The 15,761-nt window shown below is 62.1% G+C and carries 16 protein-coding genes and 2 pseudogenes; 6 read left to right on the forward strand and 12 right to left on the reverse strand.

What is annotated here, in order from left to right; genetic code table 11:
* Positions 1-23 precede the first annotated feature (23 nt).
* The 5 genes and pseudogenes from VAR608DRAFT_RS04705 to VAR608DRAFT_RS04720 all read right to left on the reverse strand — a co-directional run bounded on the left by VAR608DRAFT_RS04705 (position 24) and on the right by VAR608DRAFT_RS04720 (position 3,482).
* Positions 24-884, reverse strand: a complete 861-nt coding sequence (locus VAR608DRAFT_RS04705; protein ID WP_088953008.1) for an SDR family NAD(P)-dependent oxidoreductase — start codon at positions 882-884, stop codon at positions 24-26.
* A complete protein-coding gene (locus tag VAR608DRAFT_RS04710; RefSeq protein ID WP_157730634.1) occupies positions 881-1,237 on the reverse strand; it encodes a DoxX family protein in 357 nt (118 codons plus the stop codon). The genes VAR608DRAFT_RS04705 and VAR608DRAFT_RS04710 overlap by 4 nt, the downstream gene beginning before the upstream one ends.
* A 111-nt stretch (positions 1,238-1,348) precedes the next feature.
* A pseudogene (locus VAR608DRAFT_RS38350) lies at positions 1,349-1,846 on the reverse strand (AMP-binding enzyme); the annotation flags it as partial.
* 157 nt (positions 1,847-2,003) lie between these two features.
* Positions 2,004-2,651 (reverse strand): annotated as a pseudogene (locus tag VAR608DRAFT_RS04715) (AMP-binding protein); the annotation flags it as partial.
* A gap of 12 nt (positions 2,652-2,663) precedes the next feature.
* Complete coding sequence (locus VAR608DRAFT_RS04720) at positions 2,664-3,482, reverse strand: SDR family oxidoreductase (RefSeq protein ID WP_088953010.1); 819 nt, start codon at positions 3,480-3,482, stop codon at positions 2,664-2,666.
* A 306-nt stretch (positions 3,483-3,788) separates the two neighbouring features.
* Here VAR608DRAFT_RS04720 and VAR608DRAFT_RS04725 point away from each other — a divergent pair, with 306 nt between their 5' ends.
* Together VAR608DRAFT_RS04725 and VAR608DRAFT_RS04730 are read left to right on the forward strand one after the other, a co-directional pair.
* A complete protein-coding gene (locus tag VAR608DRAFT_RS04725; RefSeq protein ID WP_088953011.1) occupies positions 3,789-4,481 on the forward strand; it encodes an isochorismatase family protein in 693 nt (230 codons plus the stop codon).
* Between the two features lie 108 nt (positions 4,482-4,589).
* Positions 4,590-4,823, forward strand: a complete 234-nt coding sequence (locus tag VAR608DRAFT_RS04730) for a hypothetical protein (protein WP_088953012.1) — start codon at positions 4,590-4,592, stop codon at positions 4,821-4,823.
* A 568-nt stretch (positions 4,824-5,391) separates the two neighbouring features.
* Here VAR608DRAFT_RS04730 and VAR608DRAFT_RS38215 read toward each other — a convergent pair.
* Positions 5,392-5,556 carry an FAD-dependent oxidoreductase gene (locus tag VAR608DRAFT_RS38215; protein ID WP_157730636.1) on the reverse strand — a complete coding sequence of 55 codons (165 nt, stop codon included), beginning with the start codon at positions 5,554-5,556 and terminating at the stop codon, positions 5,392-5,394.
* A 407-nt stretch (positions 5,557-5,963) separates the two neighbouring features.
* On the opposite strand from VAR608DRAFT_RS38215, the gene VAR608DRAFT_RS04745 reads away from it, so the two are divergent.
* Positions 5,964-6,674, forward strand: coding sequence for a TetR/AcrR family transcriptional regulator (locus VAR608DRAFT_RS04745; protein ID WP_088953015.1), 711 nt, complete (start codon positions 5,964-5,966; stop codon positions 6,672-6,674).
* Here the strand turns inward: VAR608DRAFT_RS04745 and VAR608DRAFT_RS36740 are convergent.
* On the reverse strand, positions 6,661-6,804 hold the full coding sequence (locus VAR608DRAFT_RS36740) for a hypothetical protein (RefSeq protein ID WP_157730640.1): 144 nt from the start codon (positions 6,802-6,804) through the stop codon (positions 6,661-6,663). The two genes, VAR608DRAFT_RS04745 and VAR608DRAFT_RS36740, sit on opposite strands and share 14 nt — an antisense overlap.
* Positions 6,805-6,892: 88 nt before the next feature.
* Between VAR608DRAFT_RS36740 and VAR608DRAFT_RS04750 the strand changes: the two genes are divergently transcribed.
* Together VAR608DRAFT_RS04750 and VAR608DRAFT_RS37795 are read left to right on the forward strand one after the other, a co-directional pair.
* Entirely contained in the window at positions 6,893-7,417 is a 525-nt protein-coding gene (locus VAR608DRAFT_RS04750; RefSeq protein ID WP_088953016.1) for a winged helix-turn-helix domain-containing protein, read from the forward strand.
* Positions 7,335-7,958: an IS630 family transposase gene (locus VAR608DRAFT_RS37795; RefSeq protein WP_231973569.1), complete on the forward strand. Its 624-nt coding sequence runs from the start codon at positions 7,335-7,337 to the stop codon at positions 7,956-7,958. Before VAR608DRAFT_RS04750 ends, VAR608DRAFT_RS37795 begins: the two co-directional genes overlap by 83 nt.
* 344 nt (positions 7,959-8,302) lie before the next feature.
* Here VAR608DRAFT_RS37795 and VAR608DRAFT_RS04760 read toward each other — a convergent pair whose 3' ends face one another.
* The gene (locus VAR608DRAFT_RS04760) at positions 8,303-9,637 is read right to left on the reverse strand and encodes a M20 metallopeptidase family protein (RefSeq protein ID WP_088953017.1); all 1,335 of its coding nucleotides are present in this window, start codon (positions 9,635-9,637) and stop codon (positions 8,303-8,305) included.
* 162 nt (positions 9,638-9,799) lie between these two features.
* Between VAR608DRAFT_RS04760 and VAR608DRAFT_RS04765 the strand changes: the two genes are divergently transcribed.
* Complete coding sequence (locus VAR608DRAFT_RS04765) at positions 9,800-10,684, forward strand: LysR family transcriptional regulator (protein ID WP_088953018.1); 885 nt, start codon at positions 9,800-9,802, stop codon at positions 10,682-10,684.
* A gap of 71 nt (positions 10,685-10,755) precedes the next feature.
* Here VAR608DRAFT_RS04765 and VAR608DRAFT_RS04770 read toward each other — a convergent pair whose 3' ends face one another.
* The 4 genes from VAR608DRAFT_RS04770 to VAR608DRAFT_RS04785 all read right to left on the reverse strand — a co-directional run bounded on the left by VAR608DRAFT_RS04770 (position 10,756) and on the right by VAR608DRAFT_RS04785 (position 15,683).
* Positions 10,756-11,652: a LysR family transcriptional regulator gene (locus VAR608DRAFT_RS04770; RefSeq protein ID WP_088953019.1), complete on the reverse strand. Its 897-nt coding sequence runs from the start codon at positions 11,650-11,652 to the stop codon at positions 10,756-10,758.
* Between the two features lie 190 nt (positions 11,653-11,842).
* Positions 11,843-13,066, reverse strand: coding sequence for an alpha-hydroxy-acid oxidizing protein (locus VAR608DRAFT_RS04775; protein WP_231973232.1), 1,224 nt, complete (start codon positions 13,064-13,066; stop codon positions 11,843-11,845).
* Positions 13,067-13,166: 100 nt separating this feature from the next.
* Complete coding sequence (locus VAR608DRAFT_RS04780) at positions 13,167-14,036, reverse strand: SDR family NAD(P)-dependent oxidoreductase (RefSeq protein WP_088953020.1); 870 nt, start codon at positions 14,034-14,036, stop codon at positions 13,167-13,169.
* A gap of 357 nt (positions 14,037-14,393) precedes the next feature.
* Entirely contained in the window at positions 14,394-15,683 is a 1,290-nt protein-coding gene (locus tag VAR608DRAFT_RS04785) for a substrate-binding domain-containing protein (protein WP_088953021.1), read from the reverse strand.
* Between the last annotated feature and the right edge of the window lie 78 nt (positions 15,684-15,761).

Consider the following 15,761-nt stretch of genomic DNA (forward strand, 5'->3'; position numbering starts at 1 on the left):
CAGTGTCTCCAGGTTGAATTTCTTCAAAGCATCGCCATGCCGCCGCTCACGCCCAGGTGCTGCCCGGTGACGAAAGACGCTTCACGCGAGGCAAAGAACGCGACCGCTGCGGCCACCTCGGTCGGATGCGCAGGGCGCCCGATGCCAATCGCCGGGTTCCCCGCAAGCTTCATGAGTTCGGCGAGCACATCCGGCGGTGTCCACGTCGGATCGCGAAAGCCCGCCGGCAACGGTTCCGGATCACCGTCAGCGCCAGACTCCACCGCGCCGGGGGAAATGCAGTTGACGGTGATGCCGTCGCGAAGCGTTTCGCCCGCGAGCGTCGCGGTCAGCCCGACCATCGATCCCTTGCCGACGCCTGCAAGCACGGTGTGGTACGGAAGGCCGGTGCGCCACGCCTCCCCGCCGATGTTCACGATGCGCCCGTATCGCTGCTCGGTCATGTAAGGCAACACTGCCTTGCACGCACGCAGCGTGTTCCAGACATTCCACTTGATGGCGTCTTGCAGTAACGCTTCGGAAAAATCGACCAGCCGCATCCGGATGAGCGCGGCGGCGTTGTTCACGAGCGCATCGATGCGGCCGAAGCGGCCATGCACGTCGGCGGCCAGTTGCTCGGCAACGCCCGCTTCACCCAGATCGCCGGCATGCGATATCACGACGGCACCGGTCTGCTGTGAAAGCTGCTTCGCCGTGCGCTCGGCGCGATCGCCCTGGATATCGGCAACGACGACGGTTGCCCCTTCCTCGGCGAGGCGACGCGCGATCACACGCCCCAGCCCTTGCGCCGCTCCGGTGACGATGGCGACCTGGCCCTCGAAACGTCGGCTTTGGGTTTGTACCTGGAAGCCGGCGGTCGCCGCGGGCTGCTGTGATGATTTCATGCGAATTTCCTTTCTCCGAGGAAGACCCAACCACAGGCCGCCCCCAACACGATCGCCGAGACGGGATATCCGCCGATCACGAACAGGTGCGTGGCGATGGCGGCCCCCATGATGAAAAAGAGAAGCAACGCACCGAGCAATCTGGTGGCTGCACGCATCAGCAAGCCGGACCCGACGATCTCGAGACCGCCTGTGACGTACCTGAACCACTGCCCTATTCCGACCCGGTCGAACAGTTCAACCATCACCGGCACGCCCAAGAGCATCATGGAGCCGGTGACGCAAAACGTCAGCGCGAGGAAGAGGCTGGCGCCCAGGCGAATCCGATCTGATCTGGTCGATGATTGCTTCATACCCATATGCGCGATCCAACGCTGTCTTGTCTCCAACGCAGTCAGCTTAGTGCGCCCCCATCCTTCTGATTAGCCGGACGAATCGGATTTCACTCGTCCACTCAGTAAGGCCTATGAAAGGACTGTCACGACCCTCGACCCGTTCAGGCTGCGCTCGAACTCGATGAACCATTCGAGCGCTTCCGGGTTGGCCACCGCGTCGCGCTTGATGACCTTCTCCATGGGTTGCCCCAGCAGCAGCTTCTTCATCGGCAACTCGAGCTTCTTGCCGGTCAGGTTGCGCGGGACGGCGGGCACACGGACGATCTCGTCCGGCACGTGGCGCGCCGACAAGGCTCCGCGGATCGATCGCCGCATGTCTGCTTCCAGAGACTCGGTCAGCGCCGTCCCTTCGCGCAGAACGACGAACAAGGCCATGTACGACTCGCGTCCGAGGTATTCCAGATCGACAACGAGGCTGTCCAGGACTTCTGGCATCGATTCAACGGCGCGATAGAGCTCTGCAGTCCCCATGCGAATGCCGCCGCGATTGATCGTTGCATCCGACCGTCCGTAGATGATGCTGCCGGTGAAGGACTTCACCCGATTCCGGTCTAGAAAGCGCCAGATGTATCCCCAATCCGGTTGCGCACTTCAGGCGTGCATCGCCCGCGACTGCGTCAGACCACGCGAGCCACTTGCGACCGCCGCAAATCGAAGCTGCATCTGTCTCGCGGTCAAGGTGCGGCACCCAGATCACGGATTCGACGCTGGGCAAGCTGTCCAGCACCTCACGCAGCACGTCGCGCCGGTCGAAAGCCTTGCCGCCGAAACGATAGCCGTCGCACGCGATCAGCACTTTGGGTTCGATCTGGATGAAGAGATCGCGCACGCTGACCTGCCCCATCTCGGGCGCGCAAACGGACCAGATCGCGCCGATGCTAGCGACCGCGAGAAACGCAACGACGGCCTGAGGCACGTTGGGCAGATAGGCCGCAACGCGATCACCCGGATCGTCACCCAGGGCACGCAGCGTTTCGGCCAGCGCGGCAACCTGTTGCTCGAGTTCACCCCAGCTCATTTCGCCCTGGCCCGCGGCTTCGCTCTCGAAGACAATGGCTGGGGCAGTGAGCGCCCGGTGCCGGAACACCTGGTCGACGAAATTGATTCGCGCGCCTTCGAACCAGCGTGCGCCGGGCATGCGAGCATGGGACAGAACGCGTGTGTAAGGTCGAGTCGACGCCACATCGAAGTAGCGCCAGATCGAAGCCCAGAAGTCTTCGAGGTGATCCACCGACCACTGCCAGAGGTCGTCGTAGCGCACGAACTCGAGACCCGTGTCCTGCGCGAGCCAGGCGGTATAGGCACTGATATGTGCGCTGCGCTTTCGCGCCTCGGAAGGTGCCCAGAGTAGTTCGGTGGTCTGGCTGCTCATCTCCACTCCACTTCAGCTGTTCGCCTGCATCGCGCGGACCCCCGCCGCTTCCAGCATTGGCTTCACACTGTCCAGCGCGCCGCCGCCGTCGCAGGGCACCACGGCTCCGGAAACATAGCTCGCATAAGGAGAAGCCAGGAAGAGCGCCAGATTGGCGATGTCGTCCACGTTGCCCAGCCGCTTCAGCGGCACGGTCTCGGCACTGCGCGCTTCCTCCTGCTCGCCATCGGCGATCAAGCGCTTGAATCCTTCGGTCTGCGCGATCGGCCCCGGCGAAATCGCATTGACCCTCAGGCCGAACGACCCCCATTCGAGCGCCAGGACGCGCGTGAGCTGGTCGACGCCGGCCTTTGCGGCACAGGCATGCGCTTGATAGCGCATCGGGATGGAGGACTGCGGGGCCGTGATGTTGATTGCGATCCCTCCGGGCTTGCGCATATAGGGGAACGCCTGGCGCAGGACATTGAACGTGCCGATGAGATCGATGTCGACCACCGCCTTGAAGCCGTTAGAAGACATGTCTTTCGCCTCGCACAGGAAGTTGCCCGCGGCGCCCGATACGAGAACGTCGATTTCGCCGAATTTGTCGACACAGGACTGCAGTCCCAGGCCCACGGCGTCGAAGTCGCGAACATCGGCGCAAATGCCGCCCACCGGGCCGTCGTGTCGGGCCAGCGCGGCGCACGCCTTGTCCACGTTGTCGGGCTTGCGACTGACGACCGTCAGCCTGGCGCCTTGTCGAGCGAACGCCTCGGCGATGCCGAAGTTGATGCCTGTCGTGCCGCCGAATACGACGACATGACGATCCTTGAAGTCCAGATTGAGTTGCATGATGTGTGATGGGCCGGCGCCAGGCACGGAATGCGCTGCCCGGCTTTATCGATGAATCGATCCGGGCCGAATAGTCCATCTCACCGGATTTCATTCCCCCATGCAGTAGAGCAATCGAGGGTCGCGGTGGTCACCGGGCTGCGATCGAGTCCCTGCCCGGCTCGCCGCTGCAAGCGGTGGACGAGTGAAATCCATTCCACCCACTTACGCGCTCGGGGATGCATGAACACAATGAGTCCAACAGGCGGGCATCGTGGATCGATCCGCTTGGGTGATTCACTCATCTAATCTAGAAGGATTCAAACCGTGCAGCTGTTCAAACTCCAGGACACCGCGTTCGTTCTCATCGACCATCAGGTCGGCATCTTCGACTGGATCCAGTCGATCGACCGCAGCCAGCTGAAACGCAACGCGCTGCTCCTGGCCAAACTGGCCGCGCGCGCGGAAATCCCCGTCGTGCTTACAACGAGCCAGGAGACCAACGTCCAAGGTCCGCTCATGAAGGGCATCCAGAAGGCTTTGCCGGAGGCGTTTGCCAAGCGCATCTTGCGCGTCGGGATCGTGAACGCCTGGGAATCCAAGGCGTTTGCCGACGCGGTCCGCGCGACCGGCAAGCGCAACCTGGTCATGGCGGGCGTGACCACCGACGTCTGCGTGATCGCGCCGGCCATCAGCGCGATCGAGGAAGGTTTCAACGTCCAGGTCGTTGCCGATGCAAGCGGCTCGGCAACGAAGATCGGCGACGACATGGCGCTGCAGCGGCTTGCCGCCGCTGGCGTCCAGATCACATCCACAGCGGGCATCGTCGCAGAGTTGCTGCAGAACTGGGATACCGAACTTGGCGACTACGCTCTGAGCCTGATTCCCGGGGCATTGGACACGTCTGTCAAGCTCCGGATCATCGCGCGAGTGATGGGCCGCCTCCTCACGGGACAGGGTCTGCCGCGCGTCGATTCCGAACGAGCCGGCAAATCGGACATATTGGTGCTCTCCAAGTAGTCCTCGCCCTCATTGGCATTGCAGGCCCCAGTGATGGGCACTCGAAGTGGCTGTACTTATCTTTCTCGGAAACGTGAGACCGCGCTTGATGTGAAGGAGACTGAACACATGAATGCAACATACGCCAGGGAAAAGGAAAGGAACGACAGCTTCCTCAATCTGGTCGACTTCAAATGGCTCATGGCTGGCGTTGGCTGGTGGGTCAATCTGTCGCGGTTGCAGAGTGACAGGGCCTACATCGATGAGTGCCTGCAGCGCGCGCTGCGGAGCGATTCTGAGTTGCTCCGACATTGCAGTGTCAAGCTCCTTGGCCTGAATCGTGACGCGCCGATGTTCGGATAAGCATATCTGCCTGGCGCGCTAAACTTGCTCAAAGGAGTTCAACATGAGCATTACGCCGGCAGTCGATTCGCCACTGCAATTCGCAGCCCGATTCGATTCCTTGCTCTATGCCGAGCCAGGCTGCGTACGCACCGCGCTGGCCACCGTCGCCTCGAGGTCGTCGGCGCCAGCATCGGCGGCCCTCGTGATGAGCTCACCCGTGGCTGGGTGACGCACGTCGAAGCCGCAGCCACCGAATCCGCACCCGATGCAGGCCGACGGGCGCCCGAACGCGGACTCTCACGAGATCCGGTATCGTGCTTGCCGCAATCAAGCACTGATGCCCGCGATTGTTTCGTCGACATCGTCGGAGAAGGCTTCGACTGTGCGATCCGCGTCGGATACTCGAGCGACTCGAATCTGATCGCCCGCCGTATCGGCCCGATGATGAGCCGCTGTCCACTTCCTGCAGCTTCATCGTGCGACCCGCGGGACGACAGCCCGCGAGAAAGATTCGCGCTCTCACGGAACTGATGATCGAATATTTCAGATGAGGTGTATGCGGGCGCAGCACACCGGACCATGCACTTCAGGTCCGGATGCAGCCACGTCCCCCGCAGTCAAGTCGCGACTGGTGAAGCGAAGGCAGAGCTTCGATGACACGAACCTCGACGCCTGCCCTCGCAAGCTTGAGTGCGGTCAAAAGGCCCACGGGGCCAGCCCCGACCACGATGACTCGATCCTGTTTGCCCACTTCCTGTCCTTCCAAAGATTAGATGCGATGCGCCTCGATGCCCGTCAGCGGAATCTCGACCTCCGCCGCGACATCTCGATGTGGAAATTTAAAGTCGTGTCACGGCAAGGTCAAAATGGAAGGACCGTGTTCCGATTTTTGCACTTCCACTCCCTGTATGAGGAATCCAGACCTCAGGGCGCGCCTCCCGCAGGCGCTCTTGCATGGGATAAGGGTCGCCGAGAAAAGCGTCGTCATATGGATCGCAACCGACCAATGGGCACGTCCGTGCCGGCCCCCCTTGGACAAGGAGCGGCGATCGCCGCTGCGCAGATCCTCGGCGTAGTCCAGTGTGTTCTTCAGCAAGCTCGAGCCTAGGGAAGACCCTCGCAAGTACACTCAGTGTCTGAACCCAATTCACCTTTCAGATGGCCACCCGATCCAGACTCCCTGCCCCTGACTCACAGGCCGCCGCGCAAGAGGGGGGACCGACCCGCCGTGAGCGGCGTCGCCAGCGGACCGAAGATCTGATCCTGGAGGCCGCGACACAGGTGTTTCAGACCAAGGGGATCGTTGCTACCACCATGCAGGACATCGCGGTCGAGGTCGACGTCGTCCAAGGCACCCTCTACAACTACTTTCCCACCAAGGAGGCGCTGACGGTCGCCGTGGTGCGGCGTCTGATCAATGCGTTTGCCGAAGAGCTGGCGATCCAAGGGGGCGATCGCACCACCTTCGAGCCACTTGACCTGGTGGCGTTCGCCTGCGTCGCCGTGATCGAGAAAGGCGTGACCGATCCCATCTGGCGCGCCCTGGTCGAGCGCTACGACGTGCTGGTCGATGCGGTGCACGACGAGATTCGGGAGTTCGCCATGGCCAACCTGCGAGAGGCCGTTCGCGGTGGCGCCATCAAGGCCACCGAAGCCGAGCTCCAACTGCAATGGCGGCTGGGTTCCTGGATGATGGCTGGCGCGATCCGCGACATCGTGCAGGGCAAGCTCGCGTCATTGGACGTAGCCTTCGACATTGCCTTACACGTCTTGTTGCAGAAGGGGATTCCCCCAGCCGAAGCGAGGCGCATCGTCCGAAAAGTTCGAAACCACGTACGCAGAAACCGCGAGGCCGTCAGTCAACCTTGATGTTGGCGGCCTTCACCACCTGTAGATACAGGATCTGTTCTGACCGGATGAATTGGGCAAACTGCTCAGGCGCCTTGCCGCCGGGTTCGCCATCACCCTTGATCCTGTAGGCATTGACGGCGGTCTGCATGACGCTCGTCCCGTCACGAACGTCTCATACCAATTTGCGTTCAATAGATTAGATATCATGTCTGTCCACGTACTTCAAGGAGTCGTGGATGAAGAGTCTGATCGTTGGGGATAAGGCGACCGTGATGCGCTTGGCAGAACGGCTCAAGCAAGCCGACAGCCATGCGCAGTACCAGCGCATCCAGTGCGTGCTGATCAGGGCCACGCTGGGCAGCTCGGCCGCGCAGATTGCACAGTTGCTGGGTTGGTCAACCACCACCGTGCATGTGATGCACTCTCGATGGGCCAAGGAAGGTGATGCCATCTTCGATCTTCGAGGCCGCGGTGGCAGACACCACCAGCATTTGAGCGCCGAACAGGAGCAGGAGTTGCTGGCACCCTTCGTCGAACGCGCACAGGCAGGCGGGATGTTGACGGTAGCTGAGATCCAGCAGGCCTACCAGAAGCAACTCGGCAAGGCGGTGGCGCCCTCGACGATCTATCGGCTGCTCGACCGTCACGGCTGGCGCAAGGTCGTGCCCCGGCCCCGGCATCCCAAGGCGGACGTCGCGGCACAGGCCGCCTTTAAAAAAACTCCGCCGCCAGGTACGCCAAGAGGTCGTGCGCCAGGCTGAACAAGGTCGCGCGGTGCGGCTGATGTTCCAGGACGAGGGGCGATTCGGATTGCTGGGCACGCCGCGTCGCTGCTGGGCGCCACACCGCATTCGACCTGTCGTCGGCGCTCGCCTGGAGCGCAAGTACATCTATGCCTTCAGTGCCGTCAGCCCACACGACGGCGTGATGGACAGCCTCGTGCTGCCCTGGGTGAACGCCGAGACCATGTCGCTATTCCTGGCCGAGGTCGCCCAGCGCCATGTCGAGGAATTCATCGTGATGGTCATGGACCAGGCGGGCTGGCATCTGGCAGGTCAACTCGCGGTCCCGGATCACATGCGACTGATCTACCTGCCTCCGTACAGCCCCGAACTCAACCCGGCCGAGCATCTGTGGGAGGCGATTCGCGAGGACTGCTTTGCCAACCATGTCTTCGCCAACCTCGACGCCGTCGAACGCGCCCTCACGACAGGGCTGGTGGCGCTCGAATCAGATCACGAGAGAACCCGATCGATGACCGGTTTCGATTGGATAACTTCTATATCTTTGAACGCAACTTAGTATCATTCATGCCGGGAGCCGTCGGGCGGCCCGAAATCCTGAGGCGCTGTTGAGATGGCCTGGCTTCCGACGATTTGCGTGTTCAGTGGAGGATCAGCGCTCGTTGACCGAGCGAGTGTTCCGCACGCCGGCTCGACCGACAATCGACAAATACTCACGTCGCATCAGACAAGCTCACGAAAACCGATGCGCCCCGCATCGTCGACGAGCGTCGACAAGCCATAGTCGCGCACCACGGCGAACTGTTCCCCCTCCTTGCGCTCCAAGAACCCGGCCAACTCGGGGGCTCGATTGCATCACCCCCCGGGCTACTTGCGGCGCACCGTGCGCTTAGCGCAAGGACGTCATTGGCCTTTCGGGCGCGCATTCATGTAGGCCAGCGTGCTGCCCACCAGCGCCCGCACGCCAAGGCGCAGGGCCCTTTCATCGATCACGAATTCGGGAGAGTGATTTGGCGCACCTGCCTTGTCTCCAAAGGGCGAGGCATTCAGGTTCCAGAAGACTACCGGCCGGTCCTTGCCGAATGAGCCGAAATCCTCCGATGCCATACGCGGGCCAATCTCGTTCGCCTGCGCGTCGGGCCCGGCGGCCGCCTCCAGCGCCTTGATCACCACCTGTGTCGCACCCGGATCGCTGACCAGCACCTCATAGCCGGTGTCGATATCCACCTGCGCGGTGAGTCCGTACTGCTCAGCGATCTTCTGCGCCTTCAGGCGAATGTTCTCGTGCGCCACCTTCTGGTTTTTTGCCGAGAGCGAGCGCACCGTACCGGCAATCTCGGCGGTGTCGGGCAGGACATTTGCGCGATTGCCGCTTTGCAGCATGCCCACGGTAACCACTGTCGGCCCGTCCAATGGATCAATCCGATGGCTTGCGATGTTCTGCAGCGCCAGAACTGTTTCGGCGGCGGCTATGGTTGGGTCCTTGGCGGTCCAGGGCGACGACCCGTGCCCGCCTTGTCCCTTGAGTGAGATCTTGAACATGTCCCCGCTGGCCATCAGACTGCCGCGCCGGTAGCCGATGCCAAGAGGTCCGCTGGCATTGATGTGCTGGCCCATTACGACGTCCACCTTCGGGTTGTCGAGCACGCCGGCCTTAACCATTGCCGGAGCTCCGCTGACGACTGGCCCCGGCCCCTGCTCCTCGGCAGGCTGGAACAGGAAGACCACCGTTCCCGGCAATTCGGCACGCATGTTCCACAGTGCCTGCGCTGCGCCCAACAGCATCGCGACGTGGGTGTCGTGGCCGCAGACGTGCGAAACCGGTACTTCCTTGCCGAGCCAGTTGCCCTTTGTGGTGGACTTGAACGGCAAGTCGTTGTGCTCCTCGACCGGCAGTGCGTCCATGTCGGCTCGCAGTGCCACAACCGGCCCGGGCCTGCCGCCGCGCAGCACAGCCTTGATGCCGGTCTTGGCGATGCCGGTCTGGACTTCGATACCTCGCATTTTTGCCAGCGCGGCGGCCACATAGGCCGCCGTGTGGACTTCCTGGAACGAGAGCTCGGGATTCTGGTGGATGTGCCGCCGCCATGCGATGACTTGAGCCTCGGTCGCATCGGCCAGCGCCAAGCCTCGCTGCTGCAAGGCGTCGCCTCCAGCATCGGCGACGCCTTGGGCGAGGGCATTCAAAGTGAAGAGGCTGGCGATGGCCAGGAGGGTGAGGGAGGGAAGACGCTTCATGCGGTGTGTCTGAGGTGATTGAGGGCCCCGGAGGCCGGCCACAGCACGGGCGACGTCGGCCAAGGAGTGCGCCGACGGTAGTGCATGCTCGGATAAAAGAAAAGACACAAACATTCCGCATCTGATCAAAATATCTGATCACCTTCAAGAGCTTATCGTTCGATGAACCTGAGACATCTGCAGATCTTCTGCCGCGTCGCCGAGGCGGGGAGCATTCGCGCCGCAGCGCGTGACGCGGGGTTGGCGCAGCCGGGCGTGACCTACGCAATCCGAGAGTTGGAGCGCGCCGTCGGCGCGCCCTTGTTCGTGCGCAGCGCGCGCGGGGTCGAGACAACGGAGGTCGGCCAGGCCTTGCTCCGCCGAGCTGCCGTGCTGTTCGACGAGGTTCGACGCACCGAAAACGAGATAGCCCAGTTGCGCGATGGCGGCGGCCGTCTGCGCGCGGCGTTCAGCTCGCTGGCGGCTGCGCGACTGTTGCCCGATGCGCTGCAGGCTTTCCGACGAGTTTGCCCCGGCGTGGCGGTCGAACTGGTGGAGATCACCGGCCCTGAGCTGGTTGCCCCAGGGTCGGGATACGATTTGGCAGTGCTCAGCGAGTTGGAAGGCTCCAGCCCGCAGGATGGATTCGAACGTGAGGTGCTGTTGCAGGCTCCGCTGGCGGCCATTGCACGCACAGGCCACCCTTTGGCACGCGTGCGCACGATCCGGCGGCTGGACCAGGCACTTTGGGCGGTTCCCGCGTACGGGATCGAGGCCCTGCAGAAAGCAGGCCTCGATGCACCGCGCAACATCGTCGTTTGTCAGTCGATTCAGTTCGGTCTGTCGTTGGTGCGCCGCGCGGATGCATTGACCGTGGTCGCCTCGTCCATGGTGCAGGATCCTGTGACGTTTCGTGGATTGGTGCGTTTGCGACTGGCCGAAGCACTGCCACAAGTAGAGGTCACAGTGCGCTCGCCGGCCACATCGCAACCAACGCCGGCGGCACGAAATTTCCTTGAATGCCTTCGACAGACGGCGCAGCAGGCAAAGCAGAGCAAATCACCATGAATGTCGACCGTGCGATTGTCGCGATTGACTCCTTGCCTGCACCGGGCCCTGGTGTTGAAAGCCGCGCAAGCCTAGGCGGCCTCTTTGAGAGAGGCTGCAGACTTCTGCACGTAATCAAGCAGCGCGCGCATCGCTGCGCTGTTGTGACGTCGCTGGGAATAGGCTGCGTAGAGCCACTGATCCTTCGGAACGTACTCCCGGAGAACCGACACCAGGGTGCCATTCTCAAGATGCGTTTGAACCAGGGGCTCAGGCACATACGCGACACCCAGCCCCCGGCGCGCCAGTTCGATCAGCGCAATGGCGTCATTGGCTTCCATTCGGCTGCGGACTGCGACTTGACGTGATGTTCCGCCAACCTCGAAGTGCAAGTGCGAATCCACGATCGCAGAAAGCGTGAGCATCCCGTGGCTCCTCAGCTCGTCGGGCACTTGCGGCATGCCATACCGCGCCCAATACGCGCGCGAGGCACACAGAACCATTTCGTATTGAATCAGACGCCGCACAATCAGGTTCACGTCCTCAATTCGACCGCCCGTGAGATGGACGTCAATGCCCTCTTCGACCAGATTCACTTTTTCGTTTGTGGACACGAGGGTGATGTAAACCTCGGGGTACAAGTCGACAAACCCTGCAATCACATCCGACATCCAACCCGAGATCAGACCGTGAGGCGCACTGATCCGAAGCCTCCCGCGAGGCTGTGAACCGTGAGCCTGCAATTCGTGCAGCGTGTTCTCTGCCAGTTCCACCAACTCGGTACTGCGATCGAGCAGTATTCTTCCGGCTTCCGTCAGACTCAGCGAGCGAGTCGAGCGATGCAGTAGTCGCACACCGCTGCGCTCTTCGAGCTTGGCCACGTGTTTGCTCACGGTGGCCTTCGACATGCCGAGCGAGATGCCAGCACGAGAAAAACTGCGCCGCAGCGCGACTTCGCGGAAGGTCTTGATGAGGTCCAAGCCGTCCATGGCTACGGTTCATTCCCGCGTGCGGACCGCACTCGACGTACTATCTCGCCGAGCCTGCTATCGGCATAGACAGCGCGTCCATGTCGACGTGACCCTCCGAGTCGCACTTGAGGGTGAGCGCCCCTATGCGCTCCGCGAAACGATGTGATTGTTGCAATGCCGGATGGAAGAGCATTCACCTCGCCGGCGGTCATGCCAAGTTCGTGCGTTTGATGTCCTCCACCGTCTGGGCTCCGGCCAACTGCATGACCATGCTCAACTCCCTATTCAGAAACTTGAGAACGGAATGCACGCCTTTCCATCCGCCAAGCGCCAGCCCGTAGTAGGCCGGCCTGCCTAGGCCAACGATGTCTGCTCCCGAGGCCAGGGCCTTGAACACATCCTGACCGCGCCGAATTCCGCTGTCGAGGATGATCGGCACCTTTCGATCGACAGCTTTGGCCACTGCGGGCAGAACGGTAAAGGTTGCCGGGCTTCCGTCCAACTGCCTGCCGCCGTGATTACTGATTTGGATCGCCGAGGCGCCAGCGCGGATGGCAAGGAGCGCATCATCCGGACTGGATATTCCTTTCACGATCACGGGAAGTCCTGACTCCGTGAGCACGAACTCGATGGCCTTCGCATCGATCTTCTGAGCGAAGCTGGCATTCAGGGCATGGATGTTCCCTCCAGAGCCCTTGCCCACCAGATTTCCGAACGGGAGAGGAAAGGTGAAGTTGTTACGAGCATCAGCTTCGCGGTTGCCCGTCGCTGTTGAATCAACCGTCAAGACGATGGCTTTGTAGCCGGCTGCCTTGGCTCTTCTGAGAAGGTCGCGGTTCACGCCGTCGTCTGTCTGCAAGTAGAGCTGAAACCATTTGGGTCCGCCGGCCGCCGCCGCAACCTGCTCCATCGAAAGCGTGGAGACGGTGCTGAGGGCCATGATGGTGTTCCCGGCGGCAGCGCCCATCGCCATGCCCGCTTCGGCGGTGACGTGAGCCAAACCTTGCCCGCCCATCGGACAGACGATGATGGGCGAAGCGATGGAAATCCCCAAGATTTCAGCGCGCAGGTCGACTGCTCCTTTCCCGGTGAGGACTCGAGGCGTGATCTGCTTGCGCTCGAAGGCCGCCCGGTTTTCGCGCAACGTCCACTCATCGCCTGCGCCGCCGGCGATATAGCCAAATCCTCCCTTGGGAATGACCTTGGCTGCCCTCTGTTCGATCTCCACGAGATCGAGCAGCTCCAGTTCCTGTACGGCAGTGCCTGCTTTGTACCCGCCGGTATAGGTGACTTTCGGGATCTCGTCGGCAAAGGCCGCGGCAATTGGCGACATCTCGGCGCCAACGACAAGAGCGGAGCCGATTGCGGCCGATTTAAGAAAGCCGCGGCGTGAATCGTTGATCATCTTCTTTTCCTTTTCTTGTTCAATCATTTGCGTGAGGACTCAATGCGGGCCTGGCACGTCGGAGAGTCAAGGTGCGGCGAACCCATGGGGCCGAGTGGGCCGCGTCGCCGGCGAGTGCAGGCGCGCCTCAGTCGAGACCGACCATCTGGAGGCGAAGCGCATCCAGTTCAGCGTCTGATTTCTCCAGCACGGCGCGGAGCATCTCCTCGGCGTCCTTGCCCACCGGCGCGCGACTTGGCGCGGGCACCTGCTCCGCCAGTTCGATCACGCGCATGGCGGCCGCGGTGGCGTCGAGCCCATTGTTCTGCATATCGTTGAGCTTGGCTGCGAAGGTGCCAAAGGCTTGGCCGTACAACGCTTTTTGGTCAGGTGTCATTGCGTCCGCGACACGGGCCAGTGCCGCTGCGGTCTTCGCCGGGCCGCCGGTTTTCATGTTGCCCGCCGCCGCGACGACGACATCGATGCCGAAGTTCTTCAGTTCGGCGCGGTAGACCGCCGCAAACACCTCCATGGCAGCCTTCGATGCCCCCGATGGTCCGTTGAACGGCAGCGGCACGCTCGCTGTCCAGGTGCTGACCTGCACAACGCGGCCATGGGCCTTCCTCAGGGCCGGCAGAAATGCGTTCATCACCGACAGGGCCCCGAACACGTTGACATCGAACTCACGCCGGATGGCGTCGAGCGGCAGAACTTCGATAGGCCCCGGCGTCAGGATGCCCGCGTTGTTGATCAGCAGATCGAGGCCGACATCGCCAAGCGCATCGGACACGCCGCCCGCCCAGGCTCTCACGGCTTGCTCCTTGGTTATGTCGCAGACCGTCAGGCTGACGCGCCCATCGGAGGCTTGCTTCAGCGCTTGAACCTCTGCGGCGGACATGGCGGTACCGAAAACGATGTAGCCCTTGGCGGCAAGGCAGAGCGCGATCTCGCGGCCAAGACCGCCGCCAGCTCCAGTGATCGCGACGGAGCGACCTGAACGTTCGGATGGGAATGACATGGTGTTTCTCCTTCGCGTTGAAGTGACATTTGGAGGCTGCCGCGACGCGGACGATCAGTTGGCCCGAGTCGGCTCCGGGAGACCCATACGCAGCCTGGTAGTCAATAACCGGAGAAATAGGCGATGTCAGCAACTTCGCAAGAAGTCGTCTTGGTCCCGATCGACTACCAGGAAGCGAGGCCGAACGGTGGCTCGTGCTCTCTGCTCTTTGCAGGGCGCCACAATGCCATTTCGAAGTCCGACACGATAGCGGCGCCGAGCAACATGCTGTGTCGCAATAAGTGGAACGCCCGAACCGCTCCCGGGCGCAGTACCTGAGGTGGCTAAGACCGAGCAGGACCTTCTCGCACAGGATCGTCAGGGCGCGATCCTCACACCCTTCTTGCGCGCAACGCCCCGAGAAGTCCAATGCTGATCTGGCAGCCCCCGGGGAGCACATGTCGATCCGCGCACCACCAACTCAGTGGGCAGCGTCAGATGGTCCGTTACAGGCCGCAGGCCGGCTGCGATTGCCTGCAGCGTGTTGACGGCCGCCCGCCCGAGCTCGGCCATCGGCTGGCGGATAGTCGTCAACCCCGGATGGATCTGCGATGCGCCTGGCAGGTCGTCGAAGCCGACGACAGACATGTCCGCCGGGATCTTCACGCCACTTTCTTGCAGGACGGCCATGAGTCCAAATGCGCTGAGATCGTTGGCAACGAAGACGGCAGTCGGCCGACGCTGCAATCTCAACAGCCGCTCGCCCGCCGCGCGTCCGCTGGCCAGAGAGTAGTCACCGGGCAGCACGAGCGACTGATCGCGCTCCAGTCCGAAGACCGCAACCGCATCCTCGTACGCTCGGCGTCGCTCCTGCGCGGATTCGAGCTGTTCCGCCCCCGTGACGAACGCAATGCGCTTGTGTCCCAGCTCGGCCAGATGCTTCATGGCGCTGCGCGCACCACCATAGCTGTCCGCAGCGATCGAGGGTAATCCGGAATGCTCGCGCGGACTGTCGATTGAAATCAACGGGAACTTTCCTTGGGTGAGGGCCTCCGCATAACCCAGCCCGTAGGGAAGCAACACCACCACACCGTCGGTGAACTGCTGTAGCAATTGCAGCACGCTGCCGGCAGGCCGGGTGTCGTGATCAACAAGTGTGTAGATCAGGACCTCGTTGCCAACTGCTGTGGCCGCGCGAACGACCTCGGTCACGAGGCTGCTGATAAACGGCGAGTCCAAGTGGGTCGCAAGAACTCCGATGACCCCACTCTGCCCCGACGAAAGCTTTTGCGCCACGCGATTGGTCACATAGCCCATCTCTGCAGCCTGCTTCAAGATCGCTTGGCGGGTCCTGCTGGACACGCCTTGACGATTGTTCAGGGCGCGGGACACGGTCATGGCCGAAACGCCAGTCGCCGCTGCCAACGCCGCCAAGGTCGGGGACGCCTCAACGTGAGGATCCAGGAGCCGAGGGGAATGCTCTTGGAGCGTCGCCTGTTGGCTTGCAGTTCTTCGAGAGCTGAAGCCAGTTTCGGCTGCCAGTTTCTGAATTGAATCGCGCACCGCCGAAGAGACGCCGGGCTGGCCGTTCAGCGCCCTCGACGCGGTGATCACAGAGACACCCGCGGCGGCTGCGAGCTGCTTCAACGTAGGGGGATGGTGCTTCATCGTTTACGTAACCTTGCGTCTGTCGCTGATCATAACGTTAGAGATAGCGCTCCATGAACGAGCCGGCATGCCGTTCTG

The organism is Variovorax sp. HW608 (genome assembly GCF_900090195.1).
GTDB lineage: Bacteria > Pseudomonadota > Gammaproteobacteria > Burkholderiales > Burkholderiaceae_C > Variovorax.

What these genes read in the sequence shown, in the direction of transcription:
- VAR608DRAFT_RS04705 (WP_088953008.1), bottom strand. Translation starts at nt 884, where the DNA reads ATGAAATCATCACAGCAGCCCGCGGCGACCGCCGGCTTCCAGGTACAA.
- VAR608DRAFT_RS04710 (WP_157730634.1), bottom strand. Translation starts at nt 1,237, where the DNA reads ATGAAGCAATCATCGACCAGATCAGATCGGATTCGCCTGGGCGCCAGC.
- VAR608DRAFT_RS04720 (WP_088953010.1), bottom strand. Translation starts at nt 3,482, where the DNA reads ATGCAACTCAATCTGGACTTCAAGGATCGTCATGTCGTCGTATTCGGC.
- VAR608DRAFT_RS04730 (WP_088953012.1), top strand. Translation starts at nt 4,590, where the DNA reads ATGAATGCAACATACGCCAGGGAAAAGGAAAGGAACGACAGCTTCCTC.
- VAR608DRAFT_RS04745 (WP_088953015.1), top strand. Translation starts at nt 5,964, where the DNA reads ATGGCCACCCGATCCAGACTCCCTGCCCCTGACTCACAGGCCGCCGCG.
- VAR608DRAFT_RS36740 (WP_157730640.1), bottom strand. Translation starts at nt 6,804, where the DNA reads ATGCAGACCGCCGTCAATGCCTACAGGATCAAGGGTGATGGCGAACCC.
- VAR608DRAFT_RS04750 (WP_088953016.1), top strand. Translation starts at nt 6,893, where the DNA reads ATGAAGAGTCTGATCGTTGGGGATAAGGCGACCGTGATGCGCTTGGCA.
- VAR608DRAFT_RS04760 (WP_088953017.1), bottom strand. Translation starts at nt 9,637, where the DNA reads ATGAAGCGTCTTCCCTCCCTCACCCTCCTGGCCATCGCCAGCCTCTTC.
- VAR608DRAFT_RS04765 (WP_088953018.1), top strand. Translation starts at nt 9,800, where the DNA reads ATGAACCTGAGACATCTGCAGATCTTCTGCCGCGTCGCCGAGGCGGGG.
- VAR608DRAFT_RS04770 (WP_088953019.1), bottom strand. Translation starts at nt 11,652, where the DNA reads ATGGACGGCTTGGACCTCATCAAGACCTTCCGCGAAGTCGCGCTGCGG.
- VAR608DRAFT_RS04775 (WP_231973232.1), bottom strand. Translation starts at nt 13,066, where the DNA reads ATGATTGAACAAGAAAAGGAAAAGAAGATGATCAACGATTCACGCCGC.
- VAR608DRAFT_RS04780 (WP_088953020.1), bottom strand. Translation starts at nt 14,036, where the DNA reads ATGTCATTCCCATCCGAACGTTCAGGTCGCTCCGTCGCGATCACTGGA.
- VAR608DRAFT_RS04785 (WP_088953021.1), bottom strand. Translation starts at nt 15,683, where the DNA reads ATGAAGCACCATCCCCCTACGTTGAAGCAGCTCGCAGCCGCCGCGGGT.